At 58.9% G+C, this 13,493-nt stretch carries 16 protein-coding genes; 9 read left to right on the top strand and 7 right to left on the bottom strand.

Features of this window, described 5'->3' with window-relative positions:
- Window positions 1-176 precede the first annotated feature (176 nt).
- The 3 genes from VCA57_RS19470 to VCA57_RS19460 all read left to right on the top strand — a co-directional run bounded on the left by VCA57_RS19470 (window position 177) and on the right by VCA57_RS19460 (window position 2,861).
- Window positions 177-866, top strand: coding sequence for a crotonase/enoyl-CoA hydratase family protein (locus VCA57_RS19470; RefSeq protein WP_411186715.1), 690 nt, complete (start codon window positions 177-179; stop codon window positions 864-866).
- A gap of 159 nt (window positions 867-1,025) precedes the next feature.
- On the top strand, window positions 1,026-1,748 hold the full coding sequence (locus tag VCA57_RS19465) for a 1-acylglycerol-3-phosphate O-acyltransferase (RefSeq protein WP_411186713.1): 723 nt from the start codon (window positions 1,026-1,028) through the stop codon (window positions 1,746-1,748).
- Between the two features lie 141 nt (window positions 1,749-1,889).
- Window positions 1,890-2,861, top strand: a complete 972-nt coding sequence (locus tag VCA57_RS19460; RefSeq protein WP_411186711.1) for a magnesium and cobalt transport protein CorA — start codon at window positions 1,890-1,892, stop codon at window positions 2,859-2,861.
- A 119-nt stretch (window positions 2,862-2,980) separates the two neighbouring features.
- Here the strand turns inward: VCA57_RS19460 and VCA57_RS19455 are convergent, their stop codons facing one another.
- Window positions 2,981-3,709, bottom strand: a complete 729-nt coding sequence (locus VCA57_RS19455; protein ID WP_411186709.1) for an amidotransferase — start codon at window positions 3,707-3,709, stop codon at window positions 2,981-2,983.
- Window positions 3,710-3,962: 253 nt separating this feature from the next.
- Between VCA57_RS19455 and VCA57_RS19450 the strand changes: the two genes are divergently transcribed.
- Window positions 3,963-4,097, top strand: coding sequence for a hypothetical protein (locus tag VCA57_RS19450; protein ID WP_411186707.1), 135 nt, complete (start codon window positions 3,963-3,965; stop codon window positions 4,095-4,097).
- A gap of 27 nt (window positions 4,098-4,124) precedes the next feature.
- Window positions 4,125-4,322 carry a type III secretion system co-regulatory protein PtrC gene (ptrC, locus tag VCA57_RS19445; protein WP_411186706.1) on the top strand — a complete coding sequence of 66 codons (198 nt, stop codon included), beginning with the start codon at window positions 4,125-4,127 and terminating at the stop codon, window positions 4,320-4,322.
- A gap of 79 nt (window positions 4,323-4,401) precedes the next feature.
- Here ptrC and VCA57_RS19440 read toward each other — a convergent pair whose 3' ends face one another.
- Window positions 4,402-6,561: a 3-hydroxyacyl-CoA dehydrogenase NAD-binding domain-containing protein gene (locus VCA57_RS19440; RefSeq protein ID WP_411186705.1), complete on the bottom strand. Its 2,160-nt coding sequence runs from the start codon at window positions 6,559-6,561 to the stop codon at window positions 4,402-4,404.
- Window positions 6,562-6,739: 178 nt separating this feature from the next.
- A complete protein-coding gene (locus VCA57_RS19435) occupies window positions 6,740-7,945 on the bottom strand; it encodes an acetyl-CoA C-acetyltransferase (protein ID WP_411186704.1) in 1,206 nt (401 codons plus the stop codon).
- Window positions 7,946-8,654: 709 nt separating this feature from the next.
- Here VCA57_RS19435 and VCA57_RS19430 point away from each other — a divergent pair.
- Entirely contained in the window at window positions 8,655-9,014 is a 360-nt protein-coding gene (locus VCA57_RS19430; RefSeq protein ID WP_411186703.1) for a rhodanese-like domain-containing protein, read from the top strand.
- 2 nt (window positions 9,015-9,016) lie between these two features.
- On the top strand, window positions 9,017-9,820 hold the full coding sequence (locus VCA57_RS19425; RefSeq protein ID WP_411186702.1) for a c-type cytochrome: 804 nt from the start codon (window positions 9,017-9,019) through the stop codon (window positions 9,818-9,820).
- A 71-nt stretch (window positions 9,821-9,891) separates the two neighbouring features.
- On the opposite strand, the gene VCA57_RS19420 is transcribed toward VCA57_RS19425, so the two are convergent.
- Window positions 9,892-10,803 (bottom strand): LysR substrate-binding domain-containing protein, encoded by a 912-nt coding sequence (locus tag VCA57_RS19420; RefSeq protein WP_411186701.1) that lies wholly within the window; start codon window positions 10,801-10,803, stop codon window positions 9,892-9,894.
- Window positions 10,804-10,908: 105 nt separating this feature from the next.
- Here VCA57_RS19420 and VCA57_RS19415 point away from each other — a divergent pair, with 105 nt between their 5' ends.
- On the top strand, window positions 10,909-11,799 hold the full coding sequence (locus VCA57_RS19415; RefSeq protein ID WP_411186700.1) for an alpha/beta fold hydrolase: 891 nt from the start codon (window positions 10,909-10,911) through the stop codon (window positions 11,797-11,799).
- A gap of 29 nt (window positions 11,800-11,828) precedes the next feature.
- On the opposite strand, the gene VCA57_RS19410 is transcribed toward VCA57_RS19415, so the two are convergent.
- Window positions 11,829-12,065 carry a DUF3820 family protein gene (locus VCA57_RS19410; protein ID WP_411186699.1) on the bottom strand — a complete coding sequence of 79 codons (237 nt, stop codon included), beginning with the start codon at window positions 12,063-12,065 and terminating at the stop codon, window positions 11,829-11,831.
- Between the two features lie 135 nt (window positions 12,066-12,200).
- Between VCA57_RS19410 and VCA57_RS19405 the strand changes: the two genes are divergently transcribed.
- Window positions 12,201-12,569, top strand: coding sequence for a glutaredoxin family protein (locus tag VCA57_RS19405; RefSeq protein WP_411186698.1), 369 nt, complete (start codon window positions 12,201-12,203; stop codon window positions 12,567-12,569).
- Between the two features lie 38 nt (window positions 12,570-12,607).
- Here the strand turns inward: VCA57_RS19405 and VCA57_RS19400 are convergent, their stop codons facing one another.
- Window positions 12,608-12,859 (bottom strand): copper-binding protein, encoded by a 252-nt coding sequence (locus VCA57_RS19400; protein ID WP_411186697.1) that lies wholly within the window; start codon window positions 12,857-12,859, stop codon window positions 12,608-12,610.
- A gap of 93 nt (window positions 12,860-12,952) precedes the next feature.
- A complete protein-coding gene (locus VCA57_RS19395; RefSeq protein ID WP_411186696.1) occupies window positions 12,953-13,453 on the bottom strand; it encodes a plastocyanin/azurin family copper-binding protein in 501 nt (166 codons plus the stop codon).
- Window positions 13,454-13,493 lie beyond the last annotated feature (40 nt).

The following is a 13,493-nucleotide window of genomic DNA, read 5'->3' as shown; positions in this document are numbered from 1 at the left end:
TCATTTAAGAAAGCGACGACGATAGCGGCGCAGTAATAGGAGCAGCCAATTGCCGATGCTAATCGTAGCCATAGGCTAATCAGCCTCAATGGCTGACCGGCCAGTCAGTCATGGTGCTTTACCTGACCGATGCGGGTGGGTAACGTCTGCTGCACTTCAGCACAAGGAACCCGACCATGAGCGACCTGATCAGCTACCAACTCGACGATGGCATTGCCACCCTAACCCTGTGTAATGGCAAGGTAAACGCCATCTCCCCGGATGTGGTCACTGCCTTTAATGCCGCTCTGGATCGCGCCGAGCAAGATAAGGCTATTGTGATTATTACCGGCCAGCCAGGCATCCTCTCCGGCGGTTACGACCTCAAGGTAATGACCTCCGGCCCGCAGAATGCGATCAACCTGGTGGCCGCCGGTTCGACCCTCGCGCGGCGCATGTTGGCGCATCCTTTCCCGATCATCGTTGCTTGCCCTGGCCATGCAGTAGCCAAGGGCGCGTTTATCCTGCTGTCGTCTGATTACCGCATTGGCGTCGAAGGCCCGTTCAGCATCGGCCTAAATGAAGTGCAGATCGGCATGACCATGCACCACGCGGGTATCGAACTGGCGCGCGACCGACTGCGCAAATCTGCCTTCCATCGCTCGGTGATCAACGGTGAGATGTTCGACCCGCAAGGCGCAGTGGACGCAGGCTTCCTCGACAAGGTGGTGCCTGCCGAGCAACTCGCTGCAACGGCCCTGGCAATTGCCCAGCAGATGAAAAAGATCAACATGACGGCGCACAAGAACACCAAGCTGAAAGTGCGTAAGGCGCTGCTGGAAGCCCTCGATCTGGCTGTCGAGCTGGATAAGCAGCATACCCTGTAAGCCCTGCGCGCCACATTGCCAAGCCCGGCCCGCCGCCGGGCTTTTTTGTTTATCGCGGGCACACGCCAGTGCAGCGTCCCGCCCCGCTGATCAACATCAATTGTCGAAATCAGTGCACACCCATACACTGCGCGCCCTTTCCAATGACGGGCGTACCAAATGCTTTTTCTTCTGCGCATGCTGGCGATGGGCGTGCACTTTATTCTCGCCGGCATTCTTGGCCTGATACTGGGCATCTGCCGTCCGTTCAACCCGGATAACAGCCGGCTCTGCGCACGGCTTTACAGCATTCCGGCGCAGTGGCTGATGGGCTGGAAACTAAACACCGATGTGCCATCGCTGCTCGATCACCCCTCGTGCGTCATCGTTGCTAATCACCAGTCCAACTACGACCTGTACGTGCTCGGCCGTGTGGTGCCTAAACGCACCGTCAGCATCGGCAAAAAGAGCCTGAAATGGGTGCCGTTATTTGGCCAACTGTACTGGCTGGCCGGCAACGTGTTACTCGACCGTGGCAACGCCGTACGCGCCAAACAGGCCATGCTCACCACCACCGACACGCTCAAGCACAAAGACACCTCAATCTGGGTATTCCCCGAAGGCACGCGCAACCTTGGCAAAGGTCTGCTGCCCTTGAAAAAGGGCGCATTTCAGATGGCCGTCGCTGCCGGTGTGCCGATCATCCCGGTGTGCGCCAGCACCTATGTTAACCACCTCCAGCTCAATCGCTGGAACAGCGGCGAGATCATGATCCGCTCGTTGCCGGCGATCCCCACGACAGGCATGACCCAGGACGATCTACCGCAGTTGATCGAAACCTGCCGCGCACAGATGCAGCAATGCATCGAGGCCATGGATCAGCAACTGAGCCAGCGCGCCTGACGACACTAGCAGCCATGCCAAGCCCAGCCCATGCGCTGGGCTTTTTATTAGCAGACCAAGCCGCATAGCTACGTGCAGGTACACCGACAACGGACAAGCCGCTAAGCTGCGTGCTGAATAATCGCTGATAAGAGAAGCATCATGGGTCAAGTTGTTGCCGCTGCCGTTTACAGCAAGGGCGTTAAGGTCAGCACTATCAGCCTCGATGAAGGCAAGCAGTGGTCAAAAAAACCGGAGCATTTTGTCTGGATAGGCCTGCATGACCCGGCCAACGAGGAGCTGACCAACCTGCAAAAGCAGTTCGGCTTGCATGAGCTGGCACTCGAAGACGCCCTGCAACGCCACACCCGGCCCAAGCTGGAAACCTTCGGCGATGCACTATTTCTGGTGCTCTACTCGCCCATTCAGGTCAACGGTGAACTGACCTTCGTTGAGACCCAGTTGTTTGCCGGCACCGGCTACATCATCAGCGCCCGCTACGGTGAGTCCGCACCCTACTCCCAAGTGCGTCAGCGCTGCGAGGCACGGCCATTGCTGCTGGAGCACGGCGAAGACTTCGTGCTCTACGCCCTGCTCAACTTTGTGATCGAAAACTACCGCCCACTGATGGACAACTACCACACCGAGTTGGAGGAAGTGGAGCAGCACGTGCTGAAAAACCCACTAAGCCAAGCCGATGTCGAGCGCATCCAGAGCTTGCGTCGTGACCTGCTGCGCCTGCGCCGCTATATCGGGCCGTTGGCGGAAATCTGCCAAGAGCTGCAGCACCTCGACTTTCCTTTTATCGACAAGAACATGCGGCCGTACTTTCGCGACGTGGCGATTCACGTCAACCGTCTGCTGGAAGACCTCACCGCACAGCGCGAGATGGCCGACCACGCTATCGAAATAGGCCTGCTGCTGGAGTCATCGCGGCAAAACCTCACCCAGCGCAAGTTCGCCGCCTGGGCGGCCATTCTGGCCTTCCCCACAGCTGTGGCAGGGATCTACGGGATGAACTTTCACAACATGCCCGAGCTCAGTTGGCAGTACGGCTATTTCGCCGTGCTTGGTTTGATCACCACCGGCTGCATCGGCCTCTACGCCAGCTTCAAGCATTACGGCTGGTTATAAAAAATCGTCTGGAGCGATTTTTAACGTCGGGTAGCAGCGGCCCGCAGGGTGGCGGCCATGGATGGCAAGCCATAAAAAAGCCCAGTCAGTAATGACTGGGCTTTTTAACCAACAAGTGCTTACTCGGCGAGGCCGGCGCTGCCATAGGCGACAAAGCGCATCATCCATTCAGCCACGGTATGGCCCTGGTGCGGATGCTGCAGGCTAACGACTGCCTTGCTGTAAGCCGGCTCACCAATATGCTGTTTGCGCAGATCAAGCAGCGCCCGCGAATAGTCGTGGACAAACTCGGGGTGCCCCTGGAAGCACAGCACCTGATCACCGATGCAGTAAGAAGCAATCGGGCAGAACTCACTGCTGGCCAGCAATGTGGCGTTTGTCGGCAACTGGGTAACCTGGTCCTGGTGGCTGATCAACAGCGTTAAGTCGTCCAGATCAGGGCTGATCCAGGCCGGCTTGTTGGCCATGCGGTATTGGTGAATGCCCACCCCCCAGCCCTGCACCGCTCGCTCGCTTTTGCCGCCGAGTAGCAGCGCCAGCAACTGATGACCGAAACACACGCCCAGCAGCTTGTCGCCACGGTTGTAGCGCTCCAGCAGATAGGTTTTCAGCGTTTGAATCCAGGCATCCGGGCCAAAGGAGTCTGCCTTACTGCCCGTTACCAGATAGGCATCGTAGCGCTCGCTGTCTGGCGGATAGTGCCCCTCCATCACGTTGTACACCTTGAACTCGGCAGCGATCGGCTGACGGGCGAACAACTGCTCGAACATACGACCATAACTGTCGTACTGATCGACCAATTCAGGGCGAAGAACATCGGTTTCCAGGATGCAGATCTGCAGCGGCATATGGGCGGTTACCTAGAGCGCAGGAGGGTTATTGACCAGCGCGCAAGCGTGCCTGCTGACTGGCTGCATGGCAATAGCGCAAGGCCAAACCCGACCAATTACCCACGAAATCATGACGGTTACAGCTGGATCTCAGCGGGCATTATCAGCGGCCTCGATAGTCACCATAAGCACCGTTCACTTCTGCTGATAACAGCGCAGGCTGATGATCTGGCCATCGGGCACAACGCCCCACTATTCAGAGGACATCACCATGACCAGTTTTTCCGCCATCGCCAGCCTGCTTGCCGCTTCCGCCTTCAACGGCAGCCACAGCGCCAGCAGCCAACGGCAAACCGAAAAAGTCCAGGCAGCTCAACTCAAGGCCGACCAGAACAGCGGTAAATAACAGCAGCGTTACCGTAAGGAGAATGCCATGAGCATCGTCCAATCCCTGACTCAGCAAAACGTTTACGGCGTGACCTACGCCACTGTCGACAGCAATGGCATTCACTTCGAGTCAGAGCTGGCCATTGCCCTGAGTGATGGCAGCCTGACCACCTTGCGCATGCCCACACAACTGAGCGAGCGTCAGGCTATTGCGCAGTTGGTTTGCGGCCGTCAGGCGTGCTGAAGCAGATGCTGAGCACACCTGCAATAAAAAACCGGCTCACTGGGAGCCGGCTTCAAGCACATCAATTTAACCAGTAACGCTAGAACAACTGGTTGTTCGCCGCTTTCTCTAGCAGCAGTGCCGGCGGCAGAAAGCGTTCGCCGTACTGTTCAGCCAGGTATTGGGCGCGGGCGACAAAGTCCTTCACCCCATACTGGTTGATAAACTGCAACGCACCGCCGGTCCAGGCGGCAAAACCGATACCGAAGATCGAACCGATATTGGCGTCGGCAACCGATTTCAACACGCCCTCTTCTACGCAACGCACGGTTTCGATGGCCTGGATAAACAGGATGCGATCACGTACGTCTTCTTGTGAAATCTGCGCATCAGCTTTTTCAAAGCGCGCCTTGAGTTCCGGCCACAGGTGCTTCTTGCCACCAGCCGGAGCGCCGGCCGCGGGGTATTCGTAGAAGCCTGCACCGGCAGCCTTACCCGGGCGCTTGTACTCGTTGAGCATCATGTCGATCACCGCAAAGGCCGGGTGTGCCGGAATCTGCTTACCTTCATCCGCCAGATCCTTGATGGTTTGCTGACGGATGTGGTTCATCAGGCTCATCGACACTTCATCGCTGATTGCCAGCGGGCCGACCGGCATGCCGGCCTTGCGCGCCTCGTTCTCGATCAGCGCCGCGCTCACGCCTTCGCCCAGCATGGCCAGACCTTCATTGGTGAAGGTGCCGAACACGCGCGAAGTGAAGAAGCCACGACTGTCGTTGACCACAATCGGGGTCTTCTTGATCTGCATGACGTAATCGAAACCGCGCGCCAGGGTCTCGTTGCTGGTGTGCTCGCCTTTGATGATTTCCACCAGCGGCATCTTGTCCACCGGGCTGAAGAAATGCAGGCCGATAAACTTGTCCTGCTTCTGCACCGCCGTGGCCAGGCCGGTAATCGGCAAGGTCGAGGTATTGGAGGCAATTACCGCATCAGACAACGCTGCACGCTCGGCTGCGGCAGTGACGTTGGCTTTGAGGTCACGATCCTCAAACACCGCTTCGATGATCAAGTCGCAGCCTTCAAAGTCGGCATCGCTGACCGTCGGTTTGATCCGCGCCAGGATGCCATCGCGCTTCTCGGCGCTCATCTGGCCACGACCGATCTTTTTCTCCAGCAGCTTGGCCGAGTAGTCCTTGCCCTTCTCAGCGGCCTCAATGGAGATGTCCTTGAGCACCACGTCAATTCCGGCAACCGCCGACACATAGGCAATACCAGCGCCCATCATGCCCGCTCCGAGCACACCGACCTTCTTGGTCACGTAGGGCTCGAAGCCTTGCGGGCGCGAGCCACCCGCGTTGATTTCGTTGAGCTGGAACCAGAAGGTGCCAATCATGTTCTTCGCTACCTGACCGGTGGTTAGCTCGGTGAAGTAGCGTGCTTCGATAATTTGCGCGGTGTCGAAATCAACCTGAGCCCCCTCGACGGCGGCGCACATGATCTTCTCCGGTGCGGGGAAGCAGCCCTTGGTTTTATCGCGCAGCACACTCGGTGCGATGGCCAGCATCTGCGCCACGTTCGGGCTCGATGGCGTACCGCCAGGGATTTTGTAGCCAGCGATATCCCACGGTTGTTTCGGCGCTGGGTTAGCAGCAATCCAGGCGCGGGCCTTGGCCAGCAGGTCATCCTTGTCGGACGCCAGTTGGTGGATCAAACCCGCTTTAAGCGCGGCATCGGGGCGAACCTTCTTGCCTTCAGCCAGGTACGGCAGGGCTTTTTCCAGACCAAGCAGGCGCACCATGCGCACCACCCCGCCACCGCCCGGCAGCAGGCCAAGGGTCACTTCCGGCAGGCCCAGCTGCACGCTGGAGCTGTCCAGGGCGATACGGTGATGACAAGCCAGGCAGATTTCCCAACCGCCACCAAGTGCCGCGCCATTGATCGCTGCAACTACCGGCTTGCCCAGGGTTTCCAGGCGGCGCAGTTGGCCTTTGATGTTGAGGATCATGTCGTAGAAGGCTTGCGCGTCAGCCTTGGTGACTTTAATCAGCTCCCCCAGGTCGCCGCCGGCGAAGAAGGTCTTTTTCGCAGAAGTGATGATCACCCCGGCGATGGCATCTTTCTCTGCTTCCAGGCGCGCAACGGTGGCACCCATGGCCTCGCGGTAAACCGCGTTCATGGTGTTGGCGCTCTGGCCAGGCATGTCCATGGTCAGAACGACGATATTGTCCTGGCCTTTTTCGTAACGGATGGCGTCAGTCATTTCTATTCACTTCCCAAATGTCGGGGGAGCGCTTCAGGGGCGTCACGACGCGATGGTCAGGCCGGGCCGCGTAGGCAAGGCGGAAATCATTCAGAAAGCGGAGTTTGCTGGTGCAAATGAGCATTTCCGGAGGATTTCCAACGCAGCATGACCGAGCGCAGTAGCCCGTGATAGCTCCTTAAATACGTTCGATGATGGTGGCAATACCCATACCGCCGCCCACGCATAGGGTGGCCAGACCGTAGCGCAGCTGGCGCTTCTCCAGCTCATCGAGCAGGGTGCCGAGGATCGCGCAACCGGTTGCACCCAGCGGATGGCCCATGGCGATGGAGCCGCCGTTGACGTTGACCTTGTCTTCGCTAACGCCCATCTCTTTCATAAACTTCATCACCACCGAGGCGAACGCTTCATTGACTTCAAACAAATCGATGTCATTGACGTTCAGCCCAGCCTTGGCCAAGGCCTTACGGGTGGCCGGCGCAGGGCCGGTGAGCATGATGGTCGGGTCGGTGCCAGTCACAGCCGTGGCGACAATGCGCCCGCGCGGCTTAAGGCCCAGCTCGCGGCCCTTGGCCTCAGAACCAATCAGCATCAAGGCCGCGCCATCGACGATGCCCGAGCTGTTGCCCGGCGTATGCACGTGGTTGATCTGCTCGACATGGCTGTAGACGCGCAGCGCGGTGCTGTCGAAGCCCATCTGGCCCATCATCTCGAAGCTCGGTTTGAGCTTACCCAGGCCTTCAAGCGTGGACTCGCCACGGATAAACTCGTCGTGGTCGAGCAGGACGATACCGTTCTGGTCCGTCACCGGAATTAGCGACTTATTGAATGAGCCGTCCTGGCTGGCGCGGGCGGCTTTTTGCTGCGAGCGCAAGGCGAAGTTGTCGACATCACTTCGGCTAAAGCCTTCCAGGGTGGCGATCAGATCGGCGCCAATGCCCTGCGGAGTGAAATGGGTATGCATATTGGTCGCCGGATCCATTACCCAGGCACCGCCATCGGAGCCCATGGGGATGCGCGACATCGACTCAACACCGCCCACCACCACCAAGTCCTCAAAACCGGAACGCACCTTCATCGCGCCGAGGTTTACCGCCTCGAGACCCGACGCGCAGAAACGGTTGAGCTGCACGCCCGACACACTGACATCCCAATCGGCGACCATGGCCGCCGTTTTGGCAATGTCCGCGCCCTGATCGCCTACCGGCGTTACGCAGCCAAGCACCAGGTCATCAACCTGGCTGGTGTCCAGGTTATTGCGCGCTTGCAGCGCCTTGAGCAAGCCGGCAACCAGGTCGACTGGCTTAACGCTGTACAGCGCGCCGTCCTTCTTGCCCTTGCCGCGGGGCGTGCGCAGCGCATCGAAAATAAATGCTTCGGTCATGGCGTCCTCAGACCTCCAATGGAGGGTGGCTGGCGGCGCAGGTCGAGCCCGCACCTGTTCTTGTTGAATGCAGTAACCATACGCCGCGCGCCAGCGGGCTCAATGACTGAAATGCTCAGGCCTATTGACCACTTAGCTCAGACCAACGGTCAATCGCTGAGCAAAAGCCAATAATCACGTCTAACTCAAGGCTCTCTTGCCAGCGCAGGTGTTGCGTCATAACTGCAAGCAACTGCCTGGTGATTTTTAGTAATCAAGGCGTCTATAGACACACCATTCCCGCCCCTACAGTTCAAACAAGCCATCTGAGTGTTGTGGCGGCTGTAGGCATCGTCGCCGGGTTTTGCCGGGGCGGTTTAAATGATCGACATGAGGTGAGGCGTCGCACCCGCGCAGTCAGCAGGACAGTGAGCGTCCGCCGCAAAAAACAACAAGGCCAATCGCCATGTTCAATCCAATAAAGATGCGCCAGGCAGCCATGATCGTATTTACCACTGCAGTGCTCCTGATTCTGCCTAATCTGACTCGTTTGGTCGGCTAACCTCGCCGCCTGCTTATGGGTCATCACCCCACATGAAACGCCGGCAGTCCTTGCCATCCTGCCGCTACCAGCCCAGCTAATGGACGCTGGTAGTGGCAGGATGGCAGCCATTGCAGCGTGCAGGTCAGCGGCTGTGCTAGGGTGATTTCAATCCCCAAGGAGCCTGCCATGCGCCGTCTAATTACCACACTTGGTTTACTGATCAGTCTGCCGCTTATGGCCGGCGAAGCTGAACTCAACGCCGCCGTTACCGCCCTGCAATCACCCGATGCAGTGCTTATCGATGTACGCACAGCAGAAGAATTTGCCGCCGGCGCCCTGCCCGGTGCCGAGCAGATCGACTTTGAGCAAATCGCCAGCCGCATCAGCGCCATTGCCCCGGATAAGAGCACACCCATCGTCCTCTATTGCCGCAGTGGCCGGCGCTCCAGCATCGCCGAGGAGAGCTTGCGGGCCATGGGCTACAGCAACCTGATCAACGCTGGCGGCTATGACGAACTGAAATTCGCCCTGGAGTCGCAAGATTGATCATGCATAATTTATTGATAGGCCTGCTGGCGCTGCTGCCCTTCACCGCTCTGCACACTGCCGAGCTAAAGCTTGAACTGGGCGACACCAGCCGCCAGTGGAGCAGCGCGCAACTACTCGCCCATCCGCAGGCGCAAACAATCGAGATTAGTAGCGACGTCAGCTACAAGCGCAGCATGCAGTACCGCGCCGTACCGCTGGCGGCGCTGCTTGCAGGGGTGCAGCCAGGTGATCACCTGCAATTGGTTGCCAGCGACGGCTTTGCCGCCGAATTGTCCGCAGCCCCGGCGCTGAGCCAAACCGGCAGCCAAGCCTGGCTGGCCATTGAAGACCCGGCGCAACCCTGGCCGCCCCTGGGTAACGGCAAGCCCAGTGCTGGGCCGTTCTACCTGGTGTGGCAAAACCCGGCTGCCAGCCAGATCGGCCCGGAACAATGGCCCTTTCAACTGGCCAGCATCCGCAAACTCGCCCCCGTGGCGCAGCGCTTCCCGCAATTACTTCCTGCCGCCGACGCCAGCCCGGCAGTGCAAGCCGGTTTTGCTCAGTACCAGAAGAACTGCATGGCCTGCCATCGTTTGAATGGCGCCGGCGATGCGCAATTCGGCCCAGACCTGAATATTCCGCACAGCCCGACGGAATATTTCAGTGGCGATTTTCTAACCCGCTATATCCGTGACCCACAGAGCTTGCGGCGCTGGCCACAGGGCAAAATGCCGGGATTCTCGGTTGAGGTGCTGAACGATAAAGCCTTGGCCGAGTTACTTGAGTATTTGCGCCATATGGCCAAAACCAGAGCCAAACAATAAACCGTAGGATAGGTTGGGCAACGCGATACCCATCAACTCCTGGGGCGGAAAACGCGCTGCAGATTTCTACTCTAGGTGGCTGACGCGAGTAGGCCGCGCGGGCTGAATCGGCCTTGCTGACCCGCACGGCGCGCGGCATCAATCAGCGCGGTGCAAGCTGGGTTCTCCGTGCGGCTGAAGGCGTAAAAGCGCGCGACAGGCAATTCGGGAAAACCGTCCTCGCTACCCAGCACACGTAAGCCCTCCCCGCGCTGGCTGCCGGCAATAACCGTGGCAGCAAACCCGGCGCGCGCTGCCGAGATGCAACCAGCCATGCTGCTGCTCTCGAACACCACACGCCATGCCCGGTCAGTTTTGCCCAGCGCGGTGATCGCTGCTTCCCGGTAAATACACGGTTCGGGGAAAACAGCCAACGGCAGCGGCTGGTCGATAGCCAATGCCTGACCAGCAGCAAAAACCCAAACCAGCGGCTCTTCCCATAACAACTCACCGAGGCCTTCAACCCGGCTGCATTGCTTGCCAAACACCAGATCCAGCCGGCCGCGCTCCTGCTGGCGCAAAAGCTCGGCGGTAATGCCGACCTTCAGCTCAATCGTCGCCTCGGGATGCCACTGGCGAAAACGCTGCAGAACCTGGGGCAACCAGGCGCTGGCGAAATCCTCTGAAGCCCCCACCCGCAACTGCCCACGCAACGGCGCTCCGCGCAGCTTCGCGCGGGCCTCACGGTCCAAGTCCAAAATGCTCCGACCATAGGCATACAAGGTGTTGCCAGCCTGTGTTAGCTCCAGGCGACGCGTCGTACGCGTCAGCAAGCTGGCCTCGGCAATGTGCTCCAAGCGTTTGATGTGGCCACTCACCGCAGAAGGTGTCAGCGCCAAGCGCTCAGCGGCCGTGGTGAAGCTACCGCTGTCGACGACTTCAAGGAATGTGCGCAGTAAAACGGTATCGAGCGGCGTGCCATCAACAAGCGGCTGGGGTTTCATTTATTCACTCAACGCAAAATGTCATCAATTGCGCAAGATTATTCACCAATACAGTAGATTCATCTAGGTAGGCTGGAGCCCTACCCAGTGACCGGAGACAACGCCATGAGCACCTATCAGTACGCCACGACCGAGCAACTCGACATCGCCTACCTTGAATGGAATCCGCAGGGCCAGCGAACGGCCGTCCTGCTACACGGCTGGCCGGACAGCCCTGAATGCTGGAATGCTGTGGCAACCATCCTGGTGAATGCCGGCTACCGCGTCCTTGCTCCGGCGCTGCGGGGGTTTGCCCCTACCCGCTTTCGTCATCCAAGCACACCGCGCAGTGGCCAACTGGCCGCACTGGGGCGTGACCTTCTTGAATTCATGGATGTGTTGAAGCTGCATCAGCCTGTGCTCATTGGCCACGACTGGGGCGCCCGCGCAGCGGCCAACGCTTGCGGCCTGCGCGAGGGCGCGGCGTCGCACCTGGTGATACTTTCGGTGGGCTACGCCACCAATAACCCCAACCAACCGCTGCCACTGCAACAGGCGCGCAACTACTGGTATCACTGGTTTATGGCCACGCCGCTCGGCGAACGCGCTGTGCGGGAAGATCGCGAAGCATTCAGCCGGCAAATGTGGGACACCTGGGCACCGAGCGGCTGGTACCTCGATGCTGATTTTGTGCAGGCCGCGCAAGCATTCCAAGGCGATGATTGGGCCGACATCGTGCTGCACTCATACCGCCACCGCTGGGGATTTGCCGAAGGCGATCCGGCTTATGCCGAGGACGAAAAACGCCTAAACCCCGCGCCTGTACTCAACGTGCCGACACTGGTGCTGCATGGTGGCGCGGACACCTGCAACCACCCTGACAGCTCCAAAGGCCGCGACGCCTTCTTCACCGAGCGCTATGAGCGGCACGTGCTGGATGGCATTGGTCACTTTCCACAGCGCGAGGCACCACAGCCCGTTGCCGAAGCCATCCTGCATTTTTGCTTGGCGGATTAAACCGGGAGCTTGGGCTGTATTGCAACGGCCTAGCGCCCCTTTAACGGCGCTCGCGGCTTGGTCCGTAGCGGGTCGAGCAGCCCCGACAACCCGTTGTGATCGATCTCTTGCATCAGCGCCAGCAAGCGACCGGTCTCGTTTTTAGGGAAGCCTTCACGGGCAAACCAATTGAGGTAGTTACCCGGCAAGTCGGCAAGCAAACGGCCTTTGTACTTACCAAAGGGCATTTCGCGGGTTACCAGCAACAGCAGGTCTTCGGGTTTCATCGCAGGCTCGGCAGGGGTTGGGCAATCGAGCGCAGAGTATGCCGTTGGGCGCAGACCCAGGCCAGCGCCTACGCCAGTCGCGCAAACTCGGGTAAGCTGCGCGCCCCTATTTATCGACCCAAGGTTTGCCCCAGCATGATTATCAAGGCACTGCGCATCGGCCTCGGCCAGTTGATCATCTTCCTCGACTGGATCAGCCGTCCGGCCAAGCTCAAACGCACGCCAGAGGCTCAAGCGGCGGTTGAACAAAGCGCCACCAACCTGGCGTTGTATCAATTCCAGGCCTGCCCGTTCTGCGTAAAAACCCGCCGCACCCTGCACAAACTCAATGTGCCAGTGGCCCTACGCGACGCAAAGAACGACGCCCAGGCGCGCAGCGACTTGGAACAGCAAGGCGGCAAAATCAAAGTGCCGTGCCTGCGCATCGAGGAAAACGGCCAGAGCACCTGGATGTATGAGTCGAAGACAATCATCGCCTACCTCAACGAACGCTTCGCCGCCTGATCAAGCAATCGGGGCCGCAAACGGCCCCAATTAACCCGCTAAGGCTGCACAGCCTGCAACTCTCTTGCAACGAACTGGCTGCCCTGCTGCTGCGCAACAAAACTCACCTTGTCGCCCACCTTGAGCCCTTCAAGCTGGGCCGCATCTTGTACCTTGAACACCATGGTCATCGGCGGCATGCCCAAGTTAGCCAGCGGGCCGTGGCGCAACGTTACCTTTTGGTTGGCCGTATCGATCTTGCGTACTTCACCCTGACTGGTGGCCGTCGCACTGCTGGCGGCAGGCGCCACTCGCTTGCTCGCTGGCCATTACAGGGCCGGCCAGCAGGCTGGTAAGGGCGATAACACTGAGTAGATTTTTCATGTTCAATCCTCTCTAAGGGTTTATTCTGCCAACACGCGAATTTTGCCGACCATGCCGGCCTGGTAATGACCGGCAATCAGGCAGGCGAAATCAAACTCGCCGGCACGGTTGAAGTTCCAGATGATCTCCCCGCCCTGGCCCGGCCCAACGTGGGCCATATAGGGCTCGTCGTGCTGCATACCGGGAAATTTGGCCATCATCGCGGCGTGAGCATCCAGATCGGCCTGAGTGCCGAGCACAAACTCGTGCATTAGCTTGCCCTCGTTACGGTGCACAAAGCGGATGGTTTCGCCTTGTTTGATCTGCAACTGATCAGGGCTAAAACGCATCTGATCACTCATGCCAATCTCGATGGTGCGCGTGACCTGTTCACGATCGCCGGCAATGCCCCAGGGCTTTTGCTCTTTAACCACCATCATGTCGTGCTGCATATCATGCTGTTCGCTGTGAGCCAGTGCAGCGCCACTCGCCAGCAAGCCAATCAGGGCCAGCGCTAAGGGCAAACGTTTTATCTGCTTCATTTGTCGACTTCCTCTTAGTTAATAATTTGACTGGGGCGGC

The sequence above is a fragment of the Pseudomonas sp. genome, from assembly GCF_046581935.1.
GTDB lineage: Bacteria > Pseudomonadota > Gammaproteobacteria > Pseudomonadales > Pseudomonadaceae > Aquipseudomonas.
The sequence above is the reverse complement of the archived record's forward strand: the minus strand, read 5'-3'. Positions and strand labels throughout refer to the sequence as shown.

What these genes read in the sequence shown, in the direction of transcription:
- VCA57_RS19470 (WP_411186715.1), top strand. Translation starts at nt 177, where the DNA reads ATGAGCGACCTGATCAGCTACCAACTCGACGATGGCATTGCCACCCTA.
- VCA57_RS19465 (WP_411186713.1), top strand. Translation starts at nt 1,026, where the DNA reads ATGCTTTTTCTTCTGCGCATGCTGGCGATGGGCGTGCACTTTATTCTC.
- VCA57_RS19460 (WP_411186711.1), top strand. Translation starts at nt 1,890, where the DNA reads ATGGGTCAAGTTGTTGCCGCTGCCGTTTACAGCAAGGGCGTTAAGGTC.
- VCA57_RS19455 (WP_411186709.1), bottom strand. Translation starts at nt 3,709, where the DNA reads ATGCCGCTGCAGATCTGCATCCTGGAAACCGATGTTCTTCGCCCTGAA.
- VCA57_RS19450 (WP_411186707.1), top strand. Translation starts at nt 3,963, where the DNA reads ATGACCAGTTTTTCCGCCATCGCCAGCCTGCTTGCCGCTTCCGCCTTC.
- ptrC (WP_411186706.1), top strand. Translation starts at nt 4,125, where the DNA reads ATGAGCATCGTCCAATCCCTGACTCAGCAAAACGTTTACGGCGTGACC.
- VCA57_RS19440 (WP_411186705.1), bottom strand. Translation starts at nt 6,561, where the DNA reads ATGACTGACGCCATCCGTTACGAAAAAGGCCAGGACAATATCGTCGTT.
- VCA57_RS19435 (WP_411186704.1), bottom strand. Translation starts at nt 7,945, where the DNA reads ATGACCGAAGCATTTATTTTCGATGCGCTGCGCACGCCCCGCGGCAAG.
- VCA57_RS19430 (WP_411186703.1), top strand. Translation starts at nt 8,655, where the DNA reads ATGCGCCGTCTAATTACCACACTTGGTTTACTGATCAGTCTGCCGCTT.
- VCA57_RS19425 (WP_411186702.1), top strand. Translation starts at nt 9,017, where the DNA reads ATGCATAATTTATTGATAGGCCTGCTGGCGCTGCTGCCCTTCACCGCT.
- VCA57_RS19420 (WP_411186701.1), bottom strand. Translation starts at nt 10,803, where the DNA reads ATGAAACCCCAGCCGCTTGTTGATGGCACGCCGCTCGATACCGTTTTA.
- VCA57_RS19415 (WP_411186700.1), top strand. Translation starts at nt 10,909, where the DNA reads ATGAGCACCTATCAGTACGCCACGACCGAGCAACTCGACATCGCCTAC.
- VCA57_RS19410 (WP_411186699.1), bottom strand. Translation starts at nt 12,065, where the DNA reads ATGAAACCCGAAGACCTGCTGTTGCTGGTAACCCGCGAAATGCCCTTT.
- VCA57_RS19405 (WP_411186698.1), top strand. Translation starts at nt 12,201, where the DNA reads ATGATTATCAAGGCACTGCGCATCGGCCTCGGCCAGTTGATCATCTTC.
- VCA57_RS19395 (WP_411186696.1), bottom strand. Translation starts at nt 13,453, where the DNA reads ATGAAGCAGATAAAACGTTTGCCCTTAGCGCTGGCCCTGATTGGCTTG.